The 23,644-nt window shown below is 70.0% G+C and carries 16 protein-coding genes; 8 read left to right on the forward strand and 8 right to left on the reverse strand.

All coding sequences use genetic code 11. The features are described 5' to 3' along the window. Nucleotides 1-142 precede the first annotated feature (142 nt). From ACT17Q_RS07005 to ACT17Q_RS07015, 3 genes are all read left to right on the forward strand, one after another. Entirely contained in the window at nucleotides 143-3,046 is a 2,904-nt protein-coding gene (locus tag ACT17Q_RS07005; RefSeq protein WP_444665204.1) for a LamG-like jellyroll fold domain-containing protein, read from the forward strand. Nucleotides 3,047-3,432: 386 nt separating this feature from the next. Beyond that, entirely contained in the window at nucleotides 3,433-9,531 is a 6,099-nt protein-coding gene (locus ACT17Q_RS07010; RefSeq protein WP_444665205.1) for an RHS repeat domain-containing protein, read from the forward strand. 17 nt (nucleotides 9,532-9,548) lie between these two features. Beyond that, nucleotides 9,549-10,028, forward strand: a complete 480-nt coding sequence (locus ACT17Q_RS07015; RefSeq protein WP_444665206.1) for a hypothetical protein — start codon at nucleotides 9,549-9,551, stop codon at nucleotides 10,026-10,028. 16 nt (nucleotides 10,029-10,044) lie between these two features. On the opposite strand, the gene ACT17Q_RS07020 is transcribed toward ACT17Q_RS07015, so the two are convergent. The 3 genes from ACT17Q_RS07020 to nadA form a co-directional block, all read right to left on the reverse strand. Further along, nucleotides 10,045-10,587, reverse strand: coding sequence for an acyl-CoA thioesterase (locus tag ACT17Q_RS07020; RefSeq protein ID WP_444665207.1), 543 nt, complete (start codon nucleotides 10,585-10,587; stop codon nucleotides 10,045-10,047). Between the two features lie 77 nt (nucleotides 10,588-10,664). Beyond that, entirely contained in the window at nucleotides 10,665-11,264 is a 600-nt protein-coding gene (locus tag ACT17Q_RS07025; protein WP_444665208.1) for a DJ-1/PfpI family protein, read from the reverse strand. A gap of 36 nt (nucleotides 11,265-11,300) precedes the next feature. Further along, nucleotides 11,301-12,521: a quinolinate synthase NadA gene (gene nadA / locus ACT17Q_RS07030; protein ID WP_444665209.1), complete on the reverse strand. Its 1,221-nt coding sequence runs from the start codon at nucleotides 12,519-12,521 to the stop codon at nucleotides 11,301-11,303. Between the two features lie 93 nt (nucleotides 12,522-12,614). Between nadA and ACT17Q_RS07035 the strand changes: the two genes are divergently transcribed. Then, nucleotides 12,615-13,811, forward strand: a complete 1,197-nt coding sequence (locus ACT17Q_RS07035) for a glycerate kinase family protein (RefSeq protein ID WP_444665210.1) — start codon at nucleotides 12,615-12,617, stop codon at nucleotides 13,809-13,811. Nucleotides 13,812-13,967: 156 nt separating this feature from the next. Beyond that, nucleotides 13,968-14,318, forward strand: a complete 351-nt coding sequence (gene erpA / locus ACT17Q_RS07040) for an iron-sulfur cluster insertion protein ErpA (protein WP_094182205.1) — start codon at nucleotides 13,968-13,970, stop codon at nucleotides 14,316-14,318. 99 nt (nucleotides 14,319-14,417) lie between these two features. Here the strand turns inward: erpA and ACT17Q_RS07045 are convergent, their stop codons facing one another. After that, entirely contained in the window at nucleotides 14,418-15,587 is a 1,170-nt protein-coding gene (locus ACT17Q_RS07045) for a cysteine desulfurase family protein (protein ID WP_444665211.1), read from the reverse strand. Nucleotides 15,588-15,837: 250 nt separating this feature from the next. Here ACT17Q_RS07045 and ctaC point away from each other — a divergent pair, with 250 nt between their 5' ends. From ctaC to ACT17Q_RS07060, 3 genes are read left to right on the forward strand one after another with little or no spacing between them, the layout of a single operon-like run. Then, a complete protein-coding gene (gene ctaC / locus ACT17Q_RS07050; protein ID WP_094180229.1) occupies nucleotides 15,838-16,716 on the forward strand; it encodes an aa3-type cytochrome oxidase subunit II in 879 nt (292 codons plus the stop codon). After that, nucleotides 16,716-18,527 (forward strand): aa3-type cytochrome oxidase subunit I, encoded by a 1,812-nt coding sequence (gene ctaD / locus ACT17Q_RS07055; RefSeq protein WP_094180228.1) that lies wholly within the window; start codon nucleotides 16,716-16,718, stop codon nucleotides 18,525-18,527. Before ctaC ends, ctaD begins: the two co-directional genes overlap by 1 nt. Further along, entirely contained in the window at nucleotides 18,524-18,922 is a 399-nt protein-coding gene (locus tag ACT17Q_RS07060) for a cytochrome c oxidase subunit 4 (protein WP_094180227.1), read from the forward strand. The genes ctaD and ACT17Q_RS07060 overlap by 4 nt, the downstream gene beginning before the upstream one ends. Before the next feature lie 414 nt (nucleotides 18,923-19,336). Here the strand turns inward: ACT17Q_RS07060 and ACT17Q_RS07065 are convergent, their stop codons facing one another. The 4 genes from ACT17Q_RS07065 to qcrC all read right to left on the reverse strand — a co-directional run bounded on the left by ACT17Q_RS07065 (nucleotide 19,337) and on the right by qcrC (nucleotide 23,620). Continuing rightward, the gene (locus ACT17Q_RS07065; protein WP_141319383.1) at nucleotides 19,337-19,966 is read right to left on the reverse strand and encodes a superoxide dismutase; all 630 of its coding nucleotides are present in this window, start codon (nucleotides 19,964-19,966) and stop codon (nucleotides 19,337-19,339) included. A gap of 110 nt (nucleotides 19,967-20,076) precedes the next feature. After that, nucleotides 20,077-21,798 (reverse strand): cytochrome bc1 complex cytochrome b subunit, encoded by a 1,722-nt coding sequence (qcrB, locus tag ACT17Q_RS07070; RefSeq protein WP_444665212.1) that lies wholly within the window; start codon nucleotides 21,796-21,798, stop codon nucleotides 20,077-20,079. Continuing rightward, nucleotides 21,795-22,838, reverse strand: a complete 1,044-nt coding sequence (gene qcrA / locus ACT17Q_RS07075) for a cytochrome bc1 complex Rieske iron-sulfur subunit (RefSeq protein WP_444665213.1) — start codon at nucleotides 22,836-22,838, stop codon at nucleotides 21,795-21,797. Before qcrA ends, qcrB begins: the two co-directional genes overlap by 4 nt. Further along, nucleotides 22,835-23,620: a cytochrome bc1 complex diheme cytochrome c subunit gene (gene qcrC, locus ACT17Q_RS07080; RefSeq protein ID WP_094180223.1), complete on the reverse strand. Its 786-nt coding sequence runs from the start codon at nucleotides 23,618-23,620 to the stop codon at nucleotides 22,835-22,837. Before qcrC ends, qcrA begins: the two co-directional genes overlap by 4 nt. Nucleotides 23,621-23,644: the final 24 nt, after the last annotated feature.

Genomic DNA, 23,644 nt, shown 5'->3' on the forward strand with positions numbered 1-23,644 from the left:
AATCGTCACTGTGGGTCCGGGAGTTCGCACATACTCCAGGCGCCGGGTCGCGCACCGTTGCCCGTCGTGCAGTCTCGGGTTGCAGGGGGAGCGTGTGCGTAAGGGCTTGATGGGTCGTGGCCGGCGGACGGTCGTGACGGCGGTGGTCGCTGTGCTGGTCGCGGGTGCGGCGTATGCGGCGGCGGACGCGGTGCGGGGTTCCGATGTCGACTGCTCGGCGACGGAGGCGCCCACGCTGACCGCGGCGTTGCTGCTCGCTCAGGCGTGCGGGCACGACGTGGTCGCGCTGGACTCGTTGGACCCGTACAGCTCGTTGACCGCGACGCCTGTGGGTGCGGTGCGCGCGAGTGCGAGCACGGGGGCGGTTCGTACGGACGTCTCGGGTGAGTGGGCGCCGGTCGACCCGCGCGTGGTGACCGACGAGGAGTCGGGTGAGCTTCGGGTCGCTTCGCCGGTGCATGCGATCACGTTCGACCCGAAGGACGGGTCGGGGTTCGTCGCCATCGAGTCGGACGAGGGTGCGATCAGCCTCGACGTGCCGGTCGACCTCGGTGCTCCGCGAGTGAGCGGCACGCAGGTGGTGTGGGACGTGCTCGACGCGGCCGGGTCAGTCATCGACGGCGTGGAGCTGATCGCTCAGGTCCAGCCGGATGCGTCCGGTGTGACTCCGTTGTTCGAGGTCCGTGACGCGGCCGCCTACGAGGACCTGGAGCAGGCCTCGGGAGGTCGGATCGCGTTCGAGTACGTGACGTCTGGTTCGCTCGAGCTGCGTGACGAGCGGGGCAAGGCGTTCTCCGCGGTCGATGGCCAGACGGGGGACACGGTGTTCGCGGCTGCCGAGGCGCGGCAGTGGGACAGCGCGTCCGGGGTGCCATCGGGCGGGGAGCGTGAGGGCACCAAGGCTGGGGCGGTCGACTCTGGTGTGGCGCCGGCGGACGGTGACAGCGTTTCCACGCTCGAGGTCGAGGTGAGGGACGACGCGGCGACTGTCGTGGCCGACGGTGACATGGCCGGCGACCCGGACACGGTCTGGCCGGTGACCATCGACCCGAAGATCGAGGACCACAAGCTCAACCAGTGGATCGTGGTCCGCGACTTTGCGGGCTGGCCGTCGAAGTACAACACCGACGGGAACGAGGGCGTGGGGTACTGCCCGTCGGTCTCGGTCACGGCCGGTTGTCAGGGGGTGCACAGGTCCCGGGTCTTCTGGCAGTTCAACAACATGGGGGTGCTCAAGGAGCTCAGCGCGCAGGACGTCATCTCGGCGCAGTTCCGGGCCAAGGGCGTGCACTCCTGGGACTGCTCGGGGCCGGCTCTCGACCTGTACCTCACGGGCGGGTTCACCTCGTCGACGACCTGGGCCACGCAGCCGGCGACGAAGATGAAGCTCTCTTCGGCGAGGCCCAAGCACCGGGACGCGTGTGGTGGGGCGACGTTCGACGAGTGGGACGCGACCGCGGCGGCCAAGGACTACGCGGGCGTGAACACCTCGATGACGCTGGGCCTGCGAGCGGCCAGTGAGACCGAGCCGTCGTGGTGGCGGTACGAGCTGCACACCGCCCAGCTCGACGTCCTGTTCAACCGTGCTCCGACGATCGACACGGCGTCGAGGACGACGTTCTGGACCGCCCGGAAGGCGACCAAGGAGAACGCTTGCAGCGCCACCCCTGTGCTGGTGAACTCGACGGACGTCCAGGTCTCGGTTCTCGCCCGGGACCCCGACGGGAGCCAGGTCAGGGTGCACCTGCAGGTGTACAAGTCCGGGTCGCGGCTGTGGGACTACTCGTTCCAGCTGAAGTCGTCGGGGACCGCGTTCGTCAAGACGATCCCGTCCGAGCTGTTGGGTGACGGCACGTTCAGCTGGCGGGTGCGCGCTGAGGACCCTGACGGGTTGCTCAGTGAGTGGACCTCGTCCTGTTTCTTCGAGATCGACACCGTCAAGCCGGGGCCGATCCAGATCAGGGCGATGGAGGGCGACGAGCGCAAGGAGATTCGAGCCGTCTACGCGCAGCGCCTCGAGCGCGGTGGCGTCGGTCAGACCGGTTGCTTCGAGCTGAGCAGCTCCGCCTCTGATGCCCACCAGTTCTGGTACTCGTTCGGTACCACGGCGCGCGACGAGCACATCCTCGCCTCGAACGGCAAGGCAGTCGTGTGCTTCACGCCGGAGGCAGCCGGGTCCGCGTTCATCAGCGCTCTCATCAAGGACAGGGCCGGCAACGAGTCGGAGAACACGAAGTACGGCTTCTTCGTCGCCCACCCTCGTGAGGACGGGGTGTGGTCGTTCGACGAGGGCACGAGCCCGGCGAAGGACGACTCGCTCGCTTGGGAGCGGGACCCCAAGCTCGGGGTCGGTCCGATCACTGTTGCCGGTGCGAAATGGGCCCAGGGTCCGCACGCGGAGTTCTTGTCGCGCGAGGGTGACCTGGCGCTGGACTTCGACGGTCAGGATGACGAGGCGTACACGGCGTCCCCGGTGTTCGCCACCGACGACAGCTTCGTGATCGCGGCGCACGTTCGGCCCGACGCCGTGGCGACCCCCCGGACGGTCATCGTCCAAGAAGGTGCGACCAACGGTGTCTGGAGCGTCGGACTGGTGAACTCCGGGTGCCCCGGAACGCTCACGACGTGCTGGGGCTTCTCGACGCTGGACAAGTTCGGCGCCACCTGGACCGTGCGGTCTTCGGTTGCACCGGCGAAGTACGCGTGGACCCAGCTGACCGCCGAGTACGACGCCTCCAAGGGCCGGATCCGGCTGTGGGTGTGCGACATCGGCACGCTCAACCGTCCAGCGCCCGGGGAGCCGATCGAGTCGAAGGTGAGCACGCCCAACCCGCTGAGAAGTGCGTCTGGTCCGGTCGTACTGGGACGCGGGCAGAGCGGCGGTGCTGCGGCGGGGTGGTGGGACGGGCGCATCGACAACGTCCGGATGTTCAAGGGCCAGGTCGTGGCTGACGCCAAGATCCGGCGCATGTGCCAGGGCGCCGAGGCGAACCAGGTCCAGGGCGGCGAGGCAGCGCTCGACCCCACGACGACGGTGGGGCAGTGATGAGGGGGACAGTGGTGCGCGGATCGGTGCGTGGGCGGTGGGCCGGGGTGCTGGGCGCGGTCGCGCTTGCGGTCACGGTGACGCTCGTCATGGAGCCGACGCTGAGCGTCGCTGACGACCTTCCTCCGGTGGTGGATGGCCTGGCGACGCGTGCGGAGAACTTCGAGGCCGCATTGGCGGCGTTGGATGAGGAGCAGCCTGTCGAGCCGGCTCCCGTGCCGTCGGGGGAGGCGGATCCGGTTCCCGTGGCTTCCGACGCGCCGGTTGCGCTGGTGGAGCTGCCGTCCGCTGGTCAGACGATCGTGTCGTTCGGCGGCGGGACGCTCGCTCGTGCGTCGACGTCGTCTGCGGCGGCGTCGACGTCCTCCCAGGGCACGGACGGGTGGGTGAGCAGCGTCGTCGGCGGGTTGCCGGTGGCGTTGGCACCCGTTGACGGGGAGAGCGCGCCGCAGGCGGTCGCGGTCCGCGTCGCGTCGCCGGAGGAGTCGATCGCAGAGGATCTCGGGGGCGTGATCGTCGAGGTCGAGGATGCCTCGGACGAGCCGGCGGGGCCGTCGAGCCTGCACCTGCGCCTCTCGTACGAGGACATCTCGGGTCTGTCAGGAGCGGACTGGGGTCCGCGGCTCACGTTGTTCGAGAAGACGGGCTGCGAGCCCGGCGCACCGACCGGTGATGCGGGCACCTCGGATGGTCTCGACGCGGGGTGTACGTGGCTGCCACTGGAGTCGGCGATCAACGACGTCGACGGCCGGACGCTCACCGCGAAGATCGACCTGGCGTCAGCGTCCTCGACCACGGCCGGGTCTTCCGCGTCCGCCGTGACTCTCGCGGTTGCTCCCGCGGCGTCCGGGGCGAACGGTGACTGGGGTGCCACGAGCCTGTCGTCGTCGGCGTCGTGGAATGCGTCCGGCTCGTCGGGGGCGTTCACGTGGACCTACCCGATGCGCGTGCCTGGCGTCGCGGGCGGGCTGGAGCCGCAGCTGTCGCTGTCCTACTCGTCGGCGGTGTCGGACGGCCGTGTCGCCTCGACGAACAACCAGGCGTCGTGGGTCGGTGAGGGCTTCGACCTGACCTCGAGCTACATCGAGCGCAAGTACGTGCCGTGCGCCGAGGACATGGGCAAGGTCGACGGCAGCGCGGCGAGCAACCGGGTCAAGACGGGTGACCTGTGCTGGGGCAAGGACAACGCCTCTCTGGTCCTGAACGGCGTCGCCTCGGAGCTGGTCCCGACCGGGGACGACGAGAACGGGACGCACGCGGCCTGGCGTCTCAAGCACGACGACGGCACCCGCGTGGAGCTGGTGACCACTTCCGTCTCGGACACGGTGCGTGAAGAGTACTGGCGGGTCACGACGTTGGACGGGACGCGCTACACGTTCGGCGAGCACGACGCGGCCTCGAACGCGACCTGGACGGTTCCGGTCTTCGCGAACCACCCCGGCGAACCGGACTACGAGGCAACCTTCAAGTCCGCGAGACGCCTGACGGCCTGGCGGTGGAACCTCGAGTCCGCGCAGGACACGTCGGGGAACACGATGTCGTACTGGTATGTGGCCGAGAAGGCGGCGTACCACAGCCTGGGCGCGCAGAACGTGCTCGGGTACACCTCTGGCGGGCACCTGCAGGAGATCACCTACGGGACCAGGAGCACGAGCGCCCGCGATGGCGCTCCCGCGAAGGTCGTGTTCACGACGAAGGACCGGTGTATCGAGCAGTCGTGCAGCCAGACACAGATGCGGGCCAAGCCGCACCTGTGGCCTGACCTGCCCGCGGACCAGTACTGCGCCCCCGGTTCCACGAAGGCGACGTGCAAGACGCAGTTCTCCCCGGTGTTCTTCGACCGCACCAAGCTGGTCCAGGTCAAGACAGTGACGCTCGACGGTGGCGGCTACGTCCCCGTCGACTCCTGGGCGCTGGCGCAGGTGCTCCGCGCTCCTGACGGGACGACGGCCAAGCAGCAGTCCTCGGGGAGCATCCTGCAGCTCAACTCCCTGACCCACACCGGCATGGGGGGCACGGCCGGATCCAGCGACGACATCGCCCTCGACCCCGTCCTGTTCGAGTGGGAGCTGAAGGACAACCGTGTGGACTCACCGGCCGATGGCCCGTCGGCGATGCGGCGTCCCCGTCTGACGGTGGTCCGGTCGGAGTCGGGCGCCAAGACGCACATCGAGTACGCGGGCGCTGACGAAGCGTGCGCACCGGGCAAGCTCTCGACGATCGACCCGGCGAGCAACACGGCCCGCTGCTTTCCCGTGAACTGGGATCCCGACGGCCAGACGAAGAGCAAGCCGGACTGGTTCCACAAGTACGTGGTGCGATCGATCTCCGAGGACCCCACGTCCGGCAAGAACGTGGACGGCACGGCGGTCACGACGGGCTCAGACTCCGTCGTCTCGACGTACACCTTCGAGAATCCACGCTGGGAGAAGCCCAAGGATGCGTTGACCAAGCCCTCGCAGATCACGTACTCGGACTTCAAGGGCTTCGCCGTCGTCACCGCACGCACGGGCGAAGGGTCTGAGCAGGCCACGTCCGTGACGCGGTACCTGCAGGGCTCCGGGGCCTCCGTCACGGTCGATATCGGAGACACGGAGCCGGTCAAGATCACGGACCGCGACCGGTTCGAGGGGATCGCGTACGTCCAAGACCAGCGCAATGGGGAGAAGGTGGTCACGCGGACGGTCACGCAGCCGACGTCCGTCGTCACCACGGCGACCAGCAGTGTCGACTCGAGCGTGACCGCGCAGGTCATCGGGCAGGTCACGAACCACGAGGTGACCTACGCGGCATCCGGCGCCCGTGACGCGCTGACGCGCGCCACGACGACGTACAACGACCGAGGGCTGCCGGTCATGGTCGATGACGCAGGGGATGTCGCGTCGAGCGAGGACCAGCTGTGCACCCGGTACACGTACGTCGACGCGAGCGAGGCCCGTGCGCGCAACCTCTACGGACTCGTCGAACGGACCGAGGTCGCCCACGTGGGGTGCGATCGAAAGCCGCAGGGACCTGCGGAGGTCGTGTCCGACTCCCTGACGGAGTACGACAGCGCCGGTCGCCCGGTCGCCGCCTGGCGTCTCGACCCCGACATCACGGACGAGGCGACCCGCGCCCCGGACGATCCCGCCAAGCCGGGCTACCAGCTGGTGGGCCGTACCGAGTACGACGCCTTTGGCCGAGTCGTGCAGGTGCGAGACGCACTCGGCAGATCCACGACAACCGCGTACTCACCGATGGGCGCCTCGCTCGTCGAGAGCGTGTCGGTGACGACCCCGCAGACCGCCAGTGGCGACCGCCTCACGACGACGACCACCTATGTCCCGCAGACCGGTTGGCCGGTGCGGTCGACCGACGCGAACAAGCTCGTGACGACGGCCGAGTACGACGCTCTCGGGCGACTGGCGAGCGTGAGGTACCCCCAGCACGCAGGGTCGGGCCCTGCTTCGATCCAGTACGAGTACGAGGTCAACGCACGCGGGCAGAACGCCGTCGTGACCAGGACCCTGGGCGCCGATGGCAAGACCCAGCACGTCAAGGCGGCGCTGTACGACGGGCTCCTGCGTGTGTTCCAGACGCAGGACGAGAATCCCGCGGTCACCACGAAGGGGCAGACGGCCGAGCAGCGTGGGACGGTCCTGTCGCACACGTACTACGACTCAGCCGGCCGCGTGAAGAAGGTCGCGGGGCCATGGGTCGTCTCCAAGACGGTGCCCTCCGCGGTGCCCCAGGACACGCCGAGCTCCAGTCGTCGGGTCACGACGTACCGGTACGACCGAGCTGGTCGGGTCACCGACGAGATCGTCTGGCACAACACCACCTCGAACTCGAACAACGAGAAGTTCCGTACGGTCACGCTCTACGACGGCCGGTACACCACGGTGGTGCCGCCTCAGGGTGGGACGGCCTCGACGACGATCGTGGACGGCAGGGGCAGGACGGTCGCGGCGCGGCAGTACACGACCCGCCCGACCGTCCAGATCACTCTCAACGACTCCACCGTGTCCCTGGACCCGAGGACGGCGTCGTCGGCCGGGTACGTGGAGGCCAGGTACACCTACACGCGGGCCGGCCAGCTGAAGTCCGTGGTGCAGGACTCCACGACCAGCGAGAGCCCGACCTGGACGTACACGTACGACAAGGCGGGCCGCAAGGTCTCCTCGCAGGACCCGGACAACGGCACGACGCGCACCGTGTACGACGCCGTCGACCAGGTCGTCCAGGTCACCGACGCGCGCGGGTACTCGACGTCGACGACCTACGACCAGCTCGGACGCAAGACCGCCGTCGTCGGGAAGACCTCTGCTGGTGCGACCCTCAGCACGGCGACGTTCGTCTACGACACCGCCCCGCTCGTCGGGAAGGAGAGGCTGGCGCTCGGTCAGCTCGCGTCGTCGTCGCGGACCATCGGCAGCGACGTGTACACCACGGCCGTGGACGGTTACGACGTCGCGGGCCGTCCGACGAGCACGACGGTGACGCTGCCCGCTGTCGGCGCGTTGGGCGAGCTGGAGAACCGGTCGTTCACCACCGCGTACACGTACATGGCCGACGGTCAGGTCGAGTCCCTCGCGCTGCCTGCGGTGACGACCGAGGGCGCGTCCGGTGGTGAGGGCGTCCTGGGTGCGGAGACCGTGCGCACGTACTACGACCAGGCGTCCAAGCCTCGGTGGATGGCCGGTGGGTTCGGGTGGGGTACCTACGTCGCGGACTCCCGCTACGACTTCACCGGTCAGCCGAACGCCCTCGACCTGGGCACGACGTACGGCGCCGCGGTCGCCTACTCCTACGACGACCTGACACGCCGGCTGACCGGTGTCGCGCTCATGCGCGAGCAGATCGGCGGGACGGACCTTGACGTCACGTACACCTACGACGACGCGGGCAACCTCACCTCGGCTGTCGACGAGCCGGGGAACACCGCGCTCGGGGTGCACCGCTGCGACGTGCAGAACTTCCGGTACGACGGGTTGCGCCGGCTCACCCAGGCGTGGACCGCGAACGACACCGGTGAGTGCGCGAAGAACGCCACGAACGCCATCTCGAGCAGCCCGGCGCCGTACGACGTGGCGTACACCTACGACGTCATGGGTAACCGCACGACCGCGACCGCCACCGGTGTGAACGGTGCGGTCACGACGACGAGGTACACGTACTCCTCGACCAGGCCGCACCAGCTGCTCGCGGCGAGCACCACCGGCGCGGCCAGCGCGACGGCGACGTTCGCGTACGACGCGGCGGGTCACCAGATCACACGAACGACCAACGGGTCCGAGGTGGGCCTAACCTGGGACGCCGAAGGTGAGCTGACCTCGGTGGGCACGGACACCTCGGCCGTGTACGACGCCAACGGTGACCGCCTCATCCGTGTCGATGGCACGGGCACGACGGTCTACCTGCCCGGTGGCCAGGAGCTGTCGATCAACGCCGGCAAGGTCACCGCGACCCGCTACTACACCTTCGCCGGTCAGACCGTCGCCGTGCGCACAGGACGCGGCCTGGGCGCTGTGACGTCACTGGTCGCGGACATGCACGGCACCACCCTCGCCGCGGTGTCCAACGGTTCCTGGAAGACGACGTCCGTCATCAAGCAGTACACCGACCCGTTCGGCGCGACCCGCGGCACCGCCGCCGCCGTCCCGGGCGACCGCCAGTTCCTCGACAAGACCCGCGACCAGACCGGCCTGACCCTCATCGGAGCCCGCTACTACGACGAACACACCGGCCGGTTCATCAGCCTCGACCCACTGCTGGACCTGTCCGACCCGCAGCAGTGGAACGGCTACGCCTACGCCAACAACAACCCCACGACGTGGGATGACCCCTCGGGCCTCTGGATCCCTGTTCGGCCTGATTACGAGAACGCCGGGCGAACCGGGAATATGCAGACGGGCCACCGCGCCCCCAGCGTCCGGCCTGCGAGCCCTGCAGTCTCCCAGGGTGCGCAGCAGACGATCAGCGTCACACAGACCGTGATGGACATCTTCATGGCCGCGACTAGGGAGTTGTACGAGAAGGCGCACGTGGCTGAAACTACGGCGGCCGCCTATCGGAGGTCCCCGCCCCAGGGTCGCAAGGAGATGAGGGCAGCGCGGGTTGCAGAGGAGTTCAGTAGTAAGTTCGATAAGGGCAAGGGCCTAACGGCACTGGGCAGGGTTGGAGAGGTCGTCGACTTTACGAAGGCAACGACCGTGTTCGGCGTCGCCGGTGTTGCGACGTCCGGAGTCATCTCCTACTCGAACTCGAAGTCGAATGGCGAGTCCGATAAGGTGGCGGTCGCGAGGGGCGTAGGGTCGGCCGCGGCATCCGCAACGGGCGCGCTCACAGGCGCGACCGCCGGAGCTGCGCTTGGTAGCTTTATACCCGTGCTCGGCACGGGGATCGGCGCGCTAGTCGGCGGTGCGATTGGCTTCTTCGCGGGCGCGGTGTATTCCCGTACCACCGACGACGCCATCGACATGACTATTGGACGCGAGCATGAGTAAGGCGGAGGAATCGACTCGTGCTTGAGCAGTATGGGATGTACGCGGCCGCGCTCTGTGGAGTCGTCGCGGTCGTTTTGACCCTCGCGCGCGTGTTGAAGCGCGGTCGGGCCATCGGAGAGTGTCGTAGGCAGTTAGTCGATCGCGGCTATCGTTCGAGCATATACGTCCTGCTCGGGGTTGGCACTGAAGAACTGCTCGGTTGTGCGCCGAGCCACTGGGACGACGTTCCCGCGCTCCTCGCGTGGGGAGGGCCTGGCGTAGCGCTTTGGGGGATCGAGCCGATTCCGCGTAAGTTCCTCGAGGCAGATATGGGCGCGGTCGTCGACGTATATCGAGGATCCGTTCTGCGGCGTAACAACATGCGTGCTGATTCATTGGTTTGTGTCCTTGAGGACGGACAGGAGATCCGCGCACGGTTACGTGCGGGGCGCGTGCGGTCGCGGCGGCTGGATCGGCTCGTCGACGAGGTCCAGCGAGCGGCTGGAATCGAGATGTGAGGGCCCGAACGAGCGCTCAGCGGGCGGCGACGTCGACCGCGCGGGCCCAGGCCGCGACGTCGTCGGGGATCGGGGGGCTCGGCACGGGAGCGCCCGCGAGGAGTTCGACCACGTCGGGGGCCGCGACGCGCGTCCCGTCGCGCCCGAGGAACCGTCCCGCGACCACGCCGCGCGCGACGTGCTCGGGCTGCCCGTCCTTCCCGCGCCGCGAGAACGACTGCTCGAGGTAGACCACGCGCGCGTCCCAGCCGAGCAGCGTCGTCGTGATCTCGAACCGCTGACGGAACGTGAGCGAGCGGCGGTACTTGATGGTCTGCGCGGCGACCACGGGGTACCAGCCGCGCTCGTTGAGCGCGGCGAAGGACCCGAGGTCCGCGAGGTAGTTCGACCGGGCCACGTCCATGCACTGCAGGTAGATGCCGTTGTTGACGTGGCGGTACAGGTCGAGGTCGGACAGGTGCACGCGCATGCGCGTGACCGACGGGCTGAACAGGTCCTGACCGGGGACCACGCGGCGCGGGCGGAACGTGGCGGCCGCGAGCTGGAGGGTGCGGATCACGTCGCGATGTTACTCAGCAGTACGCCTGCCCGCCCGAACCCTGCCTCGTCGTTCGGCGTCCGTCGTCCGGCGCCCCGTCAGACCGGCGGGCGCGGGTCGTACTGGATGCCGCGTCGCACGCCGCGCGCCGCCTCGACCGAGTCGAGCCGCGCGACCAGGTGCAACGCCATGTCGATGCCGGCCGAGACACCCGCCGAGGTGACCACGTCGCCGTCGTCGACGTACCGCGCCTCGCGGTCCACCTGCACGCTCGGGTCGATCTCGGCCAAGAGGTCCAGCGAGGCCCAGTGCGTCGTGGCGGGACGGCCGGCGAGCAGACCGGCGGCCGCGAGCACGAGCGCCCCGGTGCACACGCTCGCGACGAGCGGCGTGCCGGCGCGCATCCGGCGCACCCACGCGAGGTGCTCCTCGTCGCGCATCAGCACCCGGGTGCCCTGGCCGCCCGGGTGCACCAGGACGTGCAGGTCCTGCGCGCCGTCGGCGTCGGTGTCGGGCACCAGACCCAGACCTTTCGCGCAGCGCACGGCGCGGCCGTCGGCCGAGAACGTCACGACCTCGGTGTGCGAGCGCCCGTGTCGCGCCCACGACGCGAGCACGTCGTACGGGCCGACGACGTCGAGCTCCTCGCAGCCGTCGAACACGAACAGACCGATGCGCACAGGCTTCTCGGTGGACACGACTCCTCCTGGGTGCCGGGCCGGGGCGAGACCGGGTCAGTAGCCGGGCAGCGCGAGCATCTGGTCGAGCGCGACGCGTGCCCAGTGCGCGTCGTCCGGGTCGACGACGATCCGGTTCACGACCCGCCGCGCGGCGAGCGACTCGAGCGTCCACACCAGGTGCGGCAGGTCGATCCGGTTCATCGTCGAGCAGAAGCACACCGTCGAGTCGAGGTAGTGCACCGTCTTGTCGGGGTGCGCCGCCGCGAGGCGACGTACGAGGTTGAGCTCGGTGCCGATGGCCCACGACGAGCCGGCCGGGGCGGCGTCGAGCGCCTTGATGATGTACTCGGTCGACCCCACCATGTCCGCCGCGGTGACGACCTCGTGCTTGCACTCGGGGTGCACCAGCACCGTGACGCCCGGGTCGGCCGCGCGCACGTCCGCGACGTTGCGCTCCGAGAACCGCCCGTGCACCGAGCAGTGCCCGCGCCACAGGATCATCCGCGCGTCGCGCAGCTGCTGCGTCGTCAGCCCGCCGCCGGGACGCCGCGGGTCGAACACCACGCAGTCGTCGAGCGACAGGCCGAGCTGCTGCACCGCCGTGTTGCGGCCCAGGTGCTGGTCGGGCATGAACAGCACCTTGCCGGTGCCGTCGACGCCGCCGACCTTCTCGAACGCCCAGCGCAGCGCGACGTGCGCGTTGGACGACGTGCAGACCGTGCCGCCGTGGCGGCCCGTGAAGGCCTTGATCGCCGCGGTGGAGTTCATGTAGGTCACCGGGACGGTGTCGTCCGCGACGCCCGCGTCGACGAGCACGTCCCACGCGTCCTCGACCTGGTCGATCGCGGCCATGTCGGCCATCGAGCAGCCCGCCGCGAGGTCCGGCAGGACGACCTGCTGGGCGTCCGAGGTGAGGATGTCGGCCGACTCGGCCATGAAGTGCACGCCGCAGAACACGACGAACTCCGCCTCGGGACGCGCCGCCGCCTCGCGTGCGAGCTTGAACGAGTCGCCCGTGACGTCGGCGAACGCGATCACCTCGTCGCGCTGGTAGTGGTGCCCGAGGACGAACGCCCGGTCGCCGAGCGCCGCGCGCGCCGCGCGCGCCCGTTCGACGAGGTCGGGGTCGCTCGGGGCCGGCAGGGCTCCCGCGCACTCGACCCCGCGCTCGGACGTGAGGTCCACGCCGCGGCCCAGCAGCAGGAGGGCCGAGGGGGCCGGCTCGACGAACGCGCCGGTGGTCGGCTCGGACGTGCCAGTGGTCGTCAGGCTCACGGGGCGATCCTCGCACAACGCACCCGCGCGCCCGCGACGACTGCGCGTGCGCGCGGGCGTGGGCGACGTCACAGTCCGCCCGCACGTGCGACGATGCGCGGCGTGCGAGTGCTGGTGGCCCCCGACTGCTTCGGCTCGAGCCTGACGTCCGCGCAGGCCACGACGACCGTCGTCGACGCGTGGCGCGCGGCCGCGCCGCACGACGAGGTGACCGGCTGCCCCCTGTCGGACGGCGGGCCGGGGTTCGTCGAGACGCTGCGCGCGACGCTCGGCGGCGAGCTCGTCGCGGTGACCGTGGCCGGACCGCTCGCAGACCCCGCGCCGGCCGCGGTGCTGGTCGTCGACGACGAGCGCGGCCGCACCGCGTACGTGGAGTCCGCGCACGCCGTGGGCCTCGCGCTCGTGCCCGCCGACCGCCGCGACCCCACGCGCACCACCACGCGCGGCCTCGGTGAGCTGCTCGCCGCCGCGCGAGCCACCGGGGCCCGCCGCGTCGTCGTCGGCCTCGGCGGGTCCGCGACCAACGACGCCGGCGCGGGCCTGCTCGTCGGTCTCGGCCACCCGGACCCCCGCGACGTCCTCGGCCACGGCGGCGGTGCGCTCACGGACGTCCGTCCCGACGACCTGCACGGGCTGCGTGCGCTGCGCGACTCCTGGCGCGACGTCGACCTGCTCGTCGCGACCGACGTCGACGTCCCGCTGCTCGGCCTGCAGGGCGCGAGCGCAGGCTTCGCCCCGCAGAAGGGCGCGACCCCCGAGCAGGCGCAGGACCTCGAGCGCGCGCTCGCCACGTTCTCGCGCGCCGCCGTCGACGCGCTCGGCGCGGACCTGCGGCCCGACCTGCTCGCGGGACCCGCGGGCCCGGCCGCCGCGGCGAAGCGGCTCACGCACGCGCCCGGCGCCGGCGCGGCGGGCGGCCTGGGCTTCGGGCTCGCGCTGCTCGGCGGGCGGGTGGTGCCCGGTGCCGCGCTCGTCGCGGACGTCGTCGGCCTCGACGCGCGCATCGCCGCGAGCGACCTCGTCGTGACGGGGGAGGGACGCTTCGACTGGCAGTCGCTGCACGGCAAGGTCGCCGCGCTCGTCGCGGAGCGCGCCCTGCCGCACGCCGTCCCGACGATCGTCGTCGCGGGTCAGGTCGAGGTCGGGCGCCGCGAGTGGGCCGCCGCCGGGCTCGCCGGTGCGTACGCGGTCGCCGACCGGGACGACCTCGTCGCGGCCGCGCTCGCCGACCCCGCGGGCACGCTCGCGGCGAGGGTCGCGCGTGTCGCACGCACGTGGTCGCCCGCCTGAGCCTCGCCACGCTGTGGCGTGCCTCTCGGTCCCGCGGCTCACCGGGCGTGCGGGCGTACGCTTGTCGCCAGGATCCGCACCCGCCCACCGGGAACATCTGCCGCGCCGGCGGGGTTGGGTCCTGCGAAGAACGTTCGTCTTCCGTCAGGAGTGCTCATGAGCGAGACCACCGAGGTCGCCACGCACGGCGTGAACCTCACCGACGTCGCGGCGGACAAGGTTCGCAGCCTGCTCGAGCAGGAGGGTCGTGACGACCTGCGCCTGCGCGTGGCCGTGCAGCCCGGCGGCTGCTCCGGCCTCATCTACCAGCTGTACTTCGACGAGCGCCTGCTCGACGGCGACGCGGTGCGCGACTACGACGGCGTCGAGGTCGTCGTGGACCGCATGTCGGTGCCGTACCTCGAGGGCGCGACGATCGACTTCGCGGACACCATCGAGAAGCAGGGCTTCACGATCGACAACCCGAACGCGGGCAGCGCCTGCGCGTGCGGCGGCTCCTTCAGCTGACGCCTCGGACCTGGTCCGACGACGGCCCGTTCCTCGCCCCGGCGAGCGAGCGGGCCTTCGTCGTCCCTGCGGTCCTCGTCGTCCTTGCGGGTGCTCCCGTCAGACCACGCCGAGGCTCGAGCGCAGCTCCGCGACGACGCCCGGCAGCACGGCCAGGAAGTCGGTGACGTCCTGCGCCGTGGTGGCGTGGTGCAGCGCCACGCGCACGTTGCCCTGGGTGAGCGCGCCCATGGCGGCGAGCACGTGCGACGGCTCCAGGGTGCTCGACGAGCACGCCGAGCCCGAGCCGACCGCGAAGCCGTGGCGGTCCAGCTCGGAGACGATCGCCTCACCGTCCACGTACAGGCACGAGAACGTCAGCACGTGGGGGAGCCGGTGCACCGGGTCGCCGACGACGTCGACATCGGGGACGCGCGCCGCGACCGTCGCGCGGATCGTGTCGACGAGCGGGCGCAGCCGCTGGTCCTCCTCGCGCGCGGCCGCGACCGCGTCCTGCAGCGCGACCGCCGCGGCGAGCGCCGCGGGGACCGACACACCGCCCGGGAACCATCGGTCCTCGTCCTGCGGCCAGTCCGGTGCACGCCGCACGCCCGTGCGCGTGACCAGCACGCCGAGACCACCTGGGCCGCCCCAGTCACCCGGGTCCGCTGCGAGCACGTCCCACGACGATCCCGTGGGCACGTGTCCCACGCTCGCGCCGGCGTCGACGAGCAGCGGCACACCCGCCGCGCGCGCGGCGGCGTGCACCGCGTCGAGGGGCTGGAGCGTGCCGACCTCCCCGTTCGCGTGCTGCAGCGCGGCGAGCGCGACGCCCGGCGCGCGCAGTGCGGCCGCGAGAGCGTCGGGGTCGACCGCGCCCGACCGGTCGACCGGCACGGTGACGTGCTCGCCGGCCGAGCGTTGCGTGACGAAGTCCGCCGCGTGCAGGACGGCGGCGCGCTCCACGGCGCTCGTGACCACGTCCGCGCCGACGCGGCGCCGCCCGCGCGCGACCATGAGCACCGCGGCGTGCAGCGCGGCGGTGTGCGACCCGGCGAGGTCGACGTCCTGCGTCCGTGCGCCGAGCGCACCCGCGATCGCCTCCCGCGCGCCGTCGAGCAGCGCGCGGGCGCGGCGGCCCTCGGCGTGCAGACGGCGCGGGTCGGCCCAACCCTGGTCCAGCGCCTCGACGAACGCGGCGCGCGCACTCGGACGCAGGGGAGCGCGCCCGCCGGCGTCGAGCACCACGCGCCGCGGGGCAGCGGGGCCAGCGCTGAGGTCGTCGTCCACGGCGCCACGCTAGCGGGAGGCGGCGTGGACACCCGTGCACACGTGCACGAGTGGTCGGCCGCAGGGGGTGGCACGGCGGGCGGCAGCGTCGAGCGAGTGTGACGGTGCTGACACGGCGTCGTCATCGCGCGCCGCGAGCGACCAGCAGGGCGGTTCGCGCGCTAGGCTGCACGAGTCGAGGACGAAGGTCCCAGGTGCGTGACGCCCTCGCGGGCGCCGCGGATCGGGGACGCGAGCGAGAGGTCCCCCGTTGCACCCGGAAACCCCCCGCCGGACGCGGCGCCCGGCCCTGAAGTGGGCAGGCATCGCGGCCGTCGCAGCTGTCGCACTGAGCGGATGCTCCGAGCAGGTCGAGCGCGGCTGGCTGCCCGGCAGCTCTGACGCCGAGGTCACGAACCAGACGGGCCGCATCACCGACCTGTGGGTCGGCTCGTGGATCGCGGCGCTCGTCGTCGGCCTCATCACGTGGGGCCTGATGCTCTGGTGCGTCGCCGTGTACCGCAAGCGCAAGTCGGACGACGTGCTGCCCGTCCAGCTCCGCTACCACGTGCCGCTCGAGATCATGTACGTGATCCTCCCGATCGTCATGGTCGGCGTGCTGTTCTTCTTCACGAACCGCGACATGACCGAGATCACCGACACGTCCGGCGAGGCCGACGTGCACGTGCAGGCCATCGGCAAGCAGTGGAGCTGGGACTTCAACTACCTCGACGACGACGTGTACGACACGGGCCAGCACGCCCAGAACGTCGGCACGACCGAGGGCGTCCTCGACGACCAGATCACGCTCTACCTGCCCGTCGGCGAGTCCGTCGAGTTCACGCTGGACTCGCGCGACGTCATCCACTCGTTCTGGGTCCCCGCGTTCCTCTACAAGCTCGACATGATCCCGGGCAAGACCAACCACTTCCAGGTCACGCCTCAGCAGGAGGGCCTCTACCGCGGCAAGTGCGCCGAGCTCTGCGGCGAGGAGCACTCCTCGATGCTCTTCAACGTCAAGGTCGTCTCGCGCGAGGAGTACGACGCGCACATCGACGAGCTCCGTGCCAAGGGGCAGACCGGTGCGCTCGGGCTCGAGTACAGCCGCAAGCAGGACCTGAACAGCGCGACGCAGGAGGACGAGAACTGATGGCCGCGGTCGTGGAGAACATCCCGGGCCTGGCGCCGTCGCGCCAGGGTCTCGGTCGCACCGTGGTCAAGTGGGTCACCTCCACCGACCACAAGACGATCGGGTACATGTACCTGATCACGAGCTTCGTGTGGTTCATCGTCGGAGGCCTGCTGGCGCTGCTGATCCGCGCCGAGCTCTTCACGCCGGGAATGGACCTGTTCCAGTCCAAGGAGCAGTACAACCAGGCGTTCACGATGCACGGCACGATCATGCTGCTGCTGTTCGCGACGCCGCTGTTCGCGGGCTTCGCGAACGTCATCATGCCGCTGCAGATCGGCGCGCCCGACGTGGCGTTCCCGCGCCTGAACATGTTCGCGTTCTGGCTGTTCTTCTTCGGCGGGCTCATCGCCGCCGCCGGCTTCCTCACGCCGCAGGGCGCCGCCTCGTTCGGCTGGTTCGCCTACGCGCCGCTGTCCAACACCGTGTACTCGCCGGGGCTCGGCGGTGACCTGTGGGTCTTCGGCCTCGCGCTCGGTGGCTTCGGCACCATCCTCGGTGCGGTCAATTTCATCACCACGATCGTCACGATGCGCGCCCCCGGCATGACGATGTTCCGGATGCCGATCTTCACGTGGAACACCCTCGTGACGTCGCTGCTCGTGCTCATGGCGTTCCCGCCGCTGGCCGCCGCGCTGTTCGCGCTGGGTGCCGACCGTCGCCTCGGCGCGCAGGTCTTCAACCCGGACAACGGCGGCGCGCTGCTCTGGCAGCACCTGTTCTGGTTCTTCGGGCACCCCGAGGTCTACATCATCGCCCTGCCGTTCTTCGGCATCGTCACCGAGATCCTGCCGGTGTTCAGCCGCAAGCCGATCTTCGGCTACAAGGGCCTCGTCTACGCGACCATCGCGATCGCCGCGCTGTCCGTCACCGTGTGGGCCCACCACATGTACGTGACCGGGTCGGTCCTGCTGCCGTTCTTCGCGTTCATGACGATGCTGATCGCGGTGCCGACCGGCGTGAAGTTCTTCAACTGGATCGGCACGATGTGGCGCGGGAAGCTCACGTTCGAGACCCCGATGCTCTGGACCATCGGCTTCCTCGTGACGTTCCTGTTCGGCGGTCTGACGGGCATCATCCTGTCCAGCCCGGCGCTCGACTTCCACCTGTCCGACACGTACTTCGTGGTCGCGCACTTCCACTACGTGGTGTTCGGGACCGTCGTGTTCGCGATGTTCGCGGGCTTCTACTTCTGGTGGCCCAAGTTCACCGGGAAGATGCTCGACGAGCGCCTGGGCAAGATCCACTTCTGGACGCTGTTCATCGGCTTCCACACGACGTTCCTGGTGCAGCACTGGCTCGGCGTCGTCGGCATGCCGCGTCGTTACGCGGACTACGCCGAGGCGGACGGGTTCACGTGGATGAACCAGCTGTCGACCGTCGGCGCGGTGATCCTCGGCGCCTCGATGCTGCCGTTCTTCTGGAACGTCTACACCACCGCGCGCAACGCGCCGAAGGTGACCGTCGACGACCCGTGGGGCTTCGGCGCCTCGCTCGAGTGGGCCACGTCCTGCCCGCCGCCGCGGCACAACTTCACCTCGCTGCCGCGCATCCGCTCGGAGCGCCCCGCGTTCGACCTGCACCACCCCGAGGTCGCCGCGATGGACTTCGTCGAGCCCGACCCGGGTCCGCTCGACTGGGAGGCCCAGCGCACCGGTGAGACCAGCACGGCCGCCGAGCGTGTCGCGAACGGCACCGGTGAGCCCGAGCAGTCCACGACCGAGATCGTCGACGAGCCGCGCACCAACCCGAACGAGGAGGGGACGAAGTGAAGCTCGAGGCCAAGCTCTTCGGCTACGGGATCGCGTTCTTCGTCCCGGTCGGGCTCGTCTACGCGCTGTGGAGCGACGGTGAGCCGGTCGGTACCGTCGCCATCCCGCTCGTCGGTGGCCTCGTGGGCATGATCGGCGCGTACTTCGCGCTCCTCGCCCGCCGCATCGACCCGCGCCCCGAGGACGACGAGCACGGCGAGATCGAGCAGGGCGCCGGCGACCAGGGCGTCTATGCGCCGTGGTCGTGGTGGCCGCTCGCGATCGGCGCGGCGTCGGCGATCGTGTTCCTCGGCCTCGCGGTCGGCTGGTGGCTCGTCTTCATCGGGGTCGCGGTCGGCGTGGTCGGGCTCGTCGGCTGGGTGTTCGAGTTCTCCCGCGGACAGCACGCGCACTGACCTCCAGCCACGTGCACTGACAGCACACCACAACGCACGAGGCCCGACCGGCACAGCCGGCCGGGCCTCGTCGTCTCTCCGTCGAACCCTGCGAGCCCGCGGTGTCACGGCGCGGCGTGCCGCCGAGCCCGTGGTTGCTCCGGCTCAGCGGTCCGCAACCCGGAGGATCCGCGGGGTCGTCGCGCGGCGTGCCGCCGAGCCCGTGGTTGCTCCGGCTCAGCGGTCCGTAACCCGGAGGATCCGCGGGGTCGTGATGCGGCGTGTGCCGACCCCGTGGTTGCTCCGGCTTACCGGCCGCTTGCCCGGAGAAATCGCGGGGTCGTTGCGTCTGCGCGTCGCTGCGGACGCGGCCAGGGGTGTGCGGGTATGCCGAAGGCCGCCACGCAGGGCGTGACGGCCTTCGGCGGGAGGGTGTCAGACGGCCGGGACGATGAGGCCCGAGGTCTGCGAGCGGGCGCGCTCGAAGCGCGACGCGGCGTCCGCCCAGTTGACGATGTTCCACCACGCCTTGACGTAGTCCGCCTTGACGTTGACGTAGTCCAGGTAGAACGCGTGCTCCCACATGTCGAGCACCACGATCGGGACGAGGCCGAGCGGGAAGTTGCTCTGCTGGTCGTAGAGCTGGAAGATCGCGAGCTTCTGCCCGATCGAGTCCCAACCGAGGATCGACCAGCCGGAGCCCTGGATGCCCACGGCGTTGGCCGCGAAGTGCTTCTGGAAGGCGTCGAAGGACCCGAAGAACTCGTCGATGGCTGCCGCGAGCTCGCCCGTCGGCTTGTCGCCGCCCTCGGGGGAGAGGTTCTGCCAGAAGACCGAGTGGTTCACGTGCCCACCGAGGTTGAACGCGAGGTTCTTCTCGTGGAGGTTGACCGCACCGAGGTCACCGGACTCGCGAGCCTCGGCCAGCTTCTCGAGCGCCGTGTTGGCACCGGTGACGTAGGCGGCGTGGTGCTTGTCGTGGTGCAGCTCCATGATCCGGCCGGAGATGTGCGGCTCGAGCGCCGCGTAGTCGTACGGCAGGTCCGGAAGCGTGTAGTCAGCCATGCGTGAGTACCTCTCCTGCGTCGCGCGGGGGCGAGTGGCTCCCGCTGGGTACGAGTAGGGCGGCCCGCCGGAGTGGCGAGCCGCCCGACCCGGTCAACTCTGGTCCGGGATCAGTGATTCCGCTCGTCGGCGGCCGTCTCGGATGCTGGAGCGCCGGCGCCGACCTGCGCCGGGACCCCGTTCGAGGCCTCGACGGCGTGGTCGTCGTGGTGGCCGTGCGCGGCGTGGGCCGCGGCGAGCTCGGCAGGTGTGACGGGCTCGACCCGGTCCTCGTAGAACAGCTGCGAGAGCCGCTGCCGCAGACGGTCCGCCTTGTAGCCCTTGCGACGCACACCGCGCGAGTCCTCGGCCGGCTCGATCTCGAGCGGCCGGATGGCCTCGTGCTGCACCCGCAGCCAGCGCTCGTGCGCGTCGAGCGGCTTGTGGACCTCGATGTACTCACCCGACGCGTAGCGGACGATGCGACCGGTCTCGTGACCGTGGAGCACGAGCTCACGGTCCTTGCGCTGCAGGCCGAGGCAGATCCGCTTGGTGATCAGGAACGCGAGCCACGGGCCGACGAAGATCAGCACCCGGAACGCCCACGTGATGTCGTTGATCGACATGTGGAAGTGGGTCGCGATGAGGTCGTTCGAGCCCGCCAGCACGAGGATGCCGAACGCGACGAGGAGCGAGACACCGAACGCCGTACGGAACGGGCGGTTGCGCGGGCGGTCCAGCACGTGGTGCTCGCTCTTGTCGCCGGTCGCGAACGCCTCGATGAACGGGTACGCGCCCAGGAGCGTGAACAGGATGCCCGGCACGATCATCGCCGGGATGATCACATTCAGGCTCAGCGTGTAGCTGCCGAGCATGATCTCGGTGCCGCCCGGCATCAGTCGCAGGGACCCTTCGAGGAACAGCATGTACCAGTCGGGCTGGGCGCCCGCGGACACGGGGGACGGGTCGTACGGCCCGTAGTTCCACACGGGGTTGATCGACATCGTGCCCGCCATGAGGGCGATCACGCCGAACACCACGAAGAAGTTGAAGAGCAGCTTGCCGGCGTACGCCGGGAGTGCCGGGTAGCCCACCACGTTGGTGTTGCTGCGGCCCGAGCCCGGGTACTGGGTGTGCTTGTGCATCACCATGAGGAACAGGTGCAGGCCGATGAGGGCGAGGATCAGGCCCGGCACCAGCAGGATGTGCACGGTGAACAGGCGGGGGATCAGGTCGGTCCCCGGGAACTCGCCGCCGAAGATGAAGTACGACAGGTAGGACCCGATGATCGGGATCGCCTTGACGACGCCGTCGGTGATGCGCAGGCCGTTGCCGGACAGGACGTCGTCCGGGAGCGAGTAGCCCGAGAACCCGGCCGCGAGGCCCAGGATCAGCAGCACGAAGCCGACGACCCAGTTGATCTCACGCGGCTTGCGGAACGCGCCCGTGAAGAAGACACGGAACATGTGGACGACGATCGACGCCATGAAGATCAGCGCCGCCCAGTGGTGGATCTGCCGCATGAGCAGACCGCCACGGACCTCGAACGACAGGCGCAGCGTCGAGGAGAACGCCTCGGACATCTCCACGCCGTTCATCGAGGGCCACGGGCCCTCGTAGTGCGTCTCGGCCATGCTCGGCACGAAGAACAGCGTCAGGAACACGCCCGAGATGAGCAGCGTGACGAAGCTGTAGAGCGCGATCTCGCCGAGGAAGAAGGACCAGTGGTCCGGGAACACCTTGCGCGCGAAGAACTTGACCGCGTTGCCGACGCCGGTGCGCTGGTCGAGGTAGTCCGCCGTCGCTCCCGCCGCCTTCGCGCCGCGGGACGGGGCCGTCTTGAGGTCGCTCACTTGGTCGCACGCTCCCAGAAGCTCGGGCCGATGGGCTCGGCGAAGTCGCCCTGCGCGACGAGGTAGCCCTCGTCGTCCACGGTGATCGGCAGCTGCGGCAGGGGACGCTTCGCGGGGCCGAAGACGACCTTGCAGCTGTCCGCCACGTCGAACGTCGACTGGTGGCACGGGCACAGCAGGTGGTGGGTCTGCTGCTCGTACAGCGCCACGGGGCACCCGACGTGCGTGCAGATCTTCGAGTAGGCGACGATGCCGTCGTGCGACCAGGTCTCGCCCTCGGGCGACTGGTCGGACTTGAGGTCGCGCGGGTCGAGCCGCACGAGCAGGACGACGGCCTTGGCCTTCTCGTCGAGCTTGCCCTCGTGCAGGTCCTCGAGGCTCTCGGGGATGACGTGCCAGACGTCGCCGATCGTCACGTCCGACGCCTTGATCGGGCGGCCGGTCGGGTCGGTCGCGAGGCGCGTGCCCTTCTTCCAGATCGTGTGCTTGAACTTGCGCACGTTCCAGTCCTCGCCGACGTTGCCGATCAGCGGGACGAGGAGGGACAGCGGGAACAGGGCGAGCGCGGTGACGCCTGCGCCGATGATCGCGCCGCGACGCGTCAGGCCGGAGTCCTCGCCGCCGTCCTTGAGCATCTGGACGGCGATCTCGCGGGTCTCGTCGGACGAACGGATCTCGTGCCGCTCCTCGACGTACTCGCGGTTGCTCATGAGGAGCTTGATGTAGTAGTTGCCACCGATGCCGATGCCGAGGAGGCACACGGCGAGGCCGACGCCCAGCACGAGGTTCGACAGCCGCATCGAGCCCACGGTCTCGCCCGGGGGGAGCGCGAAGTACGCCCAGACGACGGCGATCGTGCCGAGGATCGACAGCGTGAGCAGCAGGAGGACCTGACGCTCGACGCGCTTGGTGACCCGGGGGTCCACGTCCGCCTGACGCGGCTTGTGCTCGTGCAGCCCGGGGTTCTCGAACCGCGCGGGCGGCTGAGCCTGACCGCCGGAGACGCTGAGCTCCTGGTGGGAGTCGTGGGGGGTGCTCACGAGGACTTCGCTCCGATCCAGACAGAGAGGCCCAGCAGCAGGCCGAGGCCGACGACCCAGGCCCACAGGCCCTCGCTCACGGGGCCGAGCGAGCCGAGGTCGAGACCACCCGGGGAGCCGTTGCCCTGCTCGTCGATGAACGCGATGATGTCGCGCTTCTCCTCGGGAGTGAGGTTGGCGTCGTTGAACACCGGCATCGACTGCGGACCCGTGAGCATCGCCTCGTACAGGTGCGTCGGCGTCGTGCCCCACAGGTTCGGGGCGAACTTGCCCTGCGAGAGCGCGCCGCCCGCGCCGATGGCGTTGTGGCACATCGCGCAGTTGGTGCGGAAGAGCGCCATGCCGGACGCCGAGTCGCCGAGCGCGGGGTCGACCATCTCGGACGTCGGGATGGACGGGCCCGCGCCGAGCGACGCGACGTAGGCCGCGAGCTGCGCGATCTGCTCGTCCGTGAACTGCACGGGCTTCGCCTGGGCCTGCGGGCCGCTCATCTGCATCGGCATGCGACCGGTGCCGACCTGGAAGTCGACGGCGGCGGCGCCCACGCCGATCAGCGACGGTGCGCTGTCGGTGCCGGCCGCGGACGGTCCGTGGCAGGTGGAGCAGTTGGCCTGGAACAGCTTCTCGCCGGCGGCGATGTCGTCAGCGGTCGCGGTCTTCGTGGCGGCCTGGGCCGACGAAGGGGCGACCACGGCGTACACCGCACCGACCAGCAGCAGCGCCAGCAGGAGCAGCAAGGCCGGTGCGCGCCGGTCGTGCCTGCGGGCTGCGAGTGCCTTCACGGATCGATCCTCGTCTCGCAAGTA

This window comes from Cellulomonas sp. CW35, assembly GCF_052378485.1.
Lineage (GTDB): Bacteria > Actinomycetota > Actinomycetes > Actinomycetales > Cellulomonadaceae > Cellulomonas > Cellulomonas uda.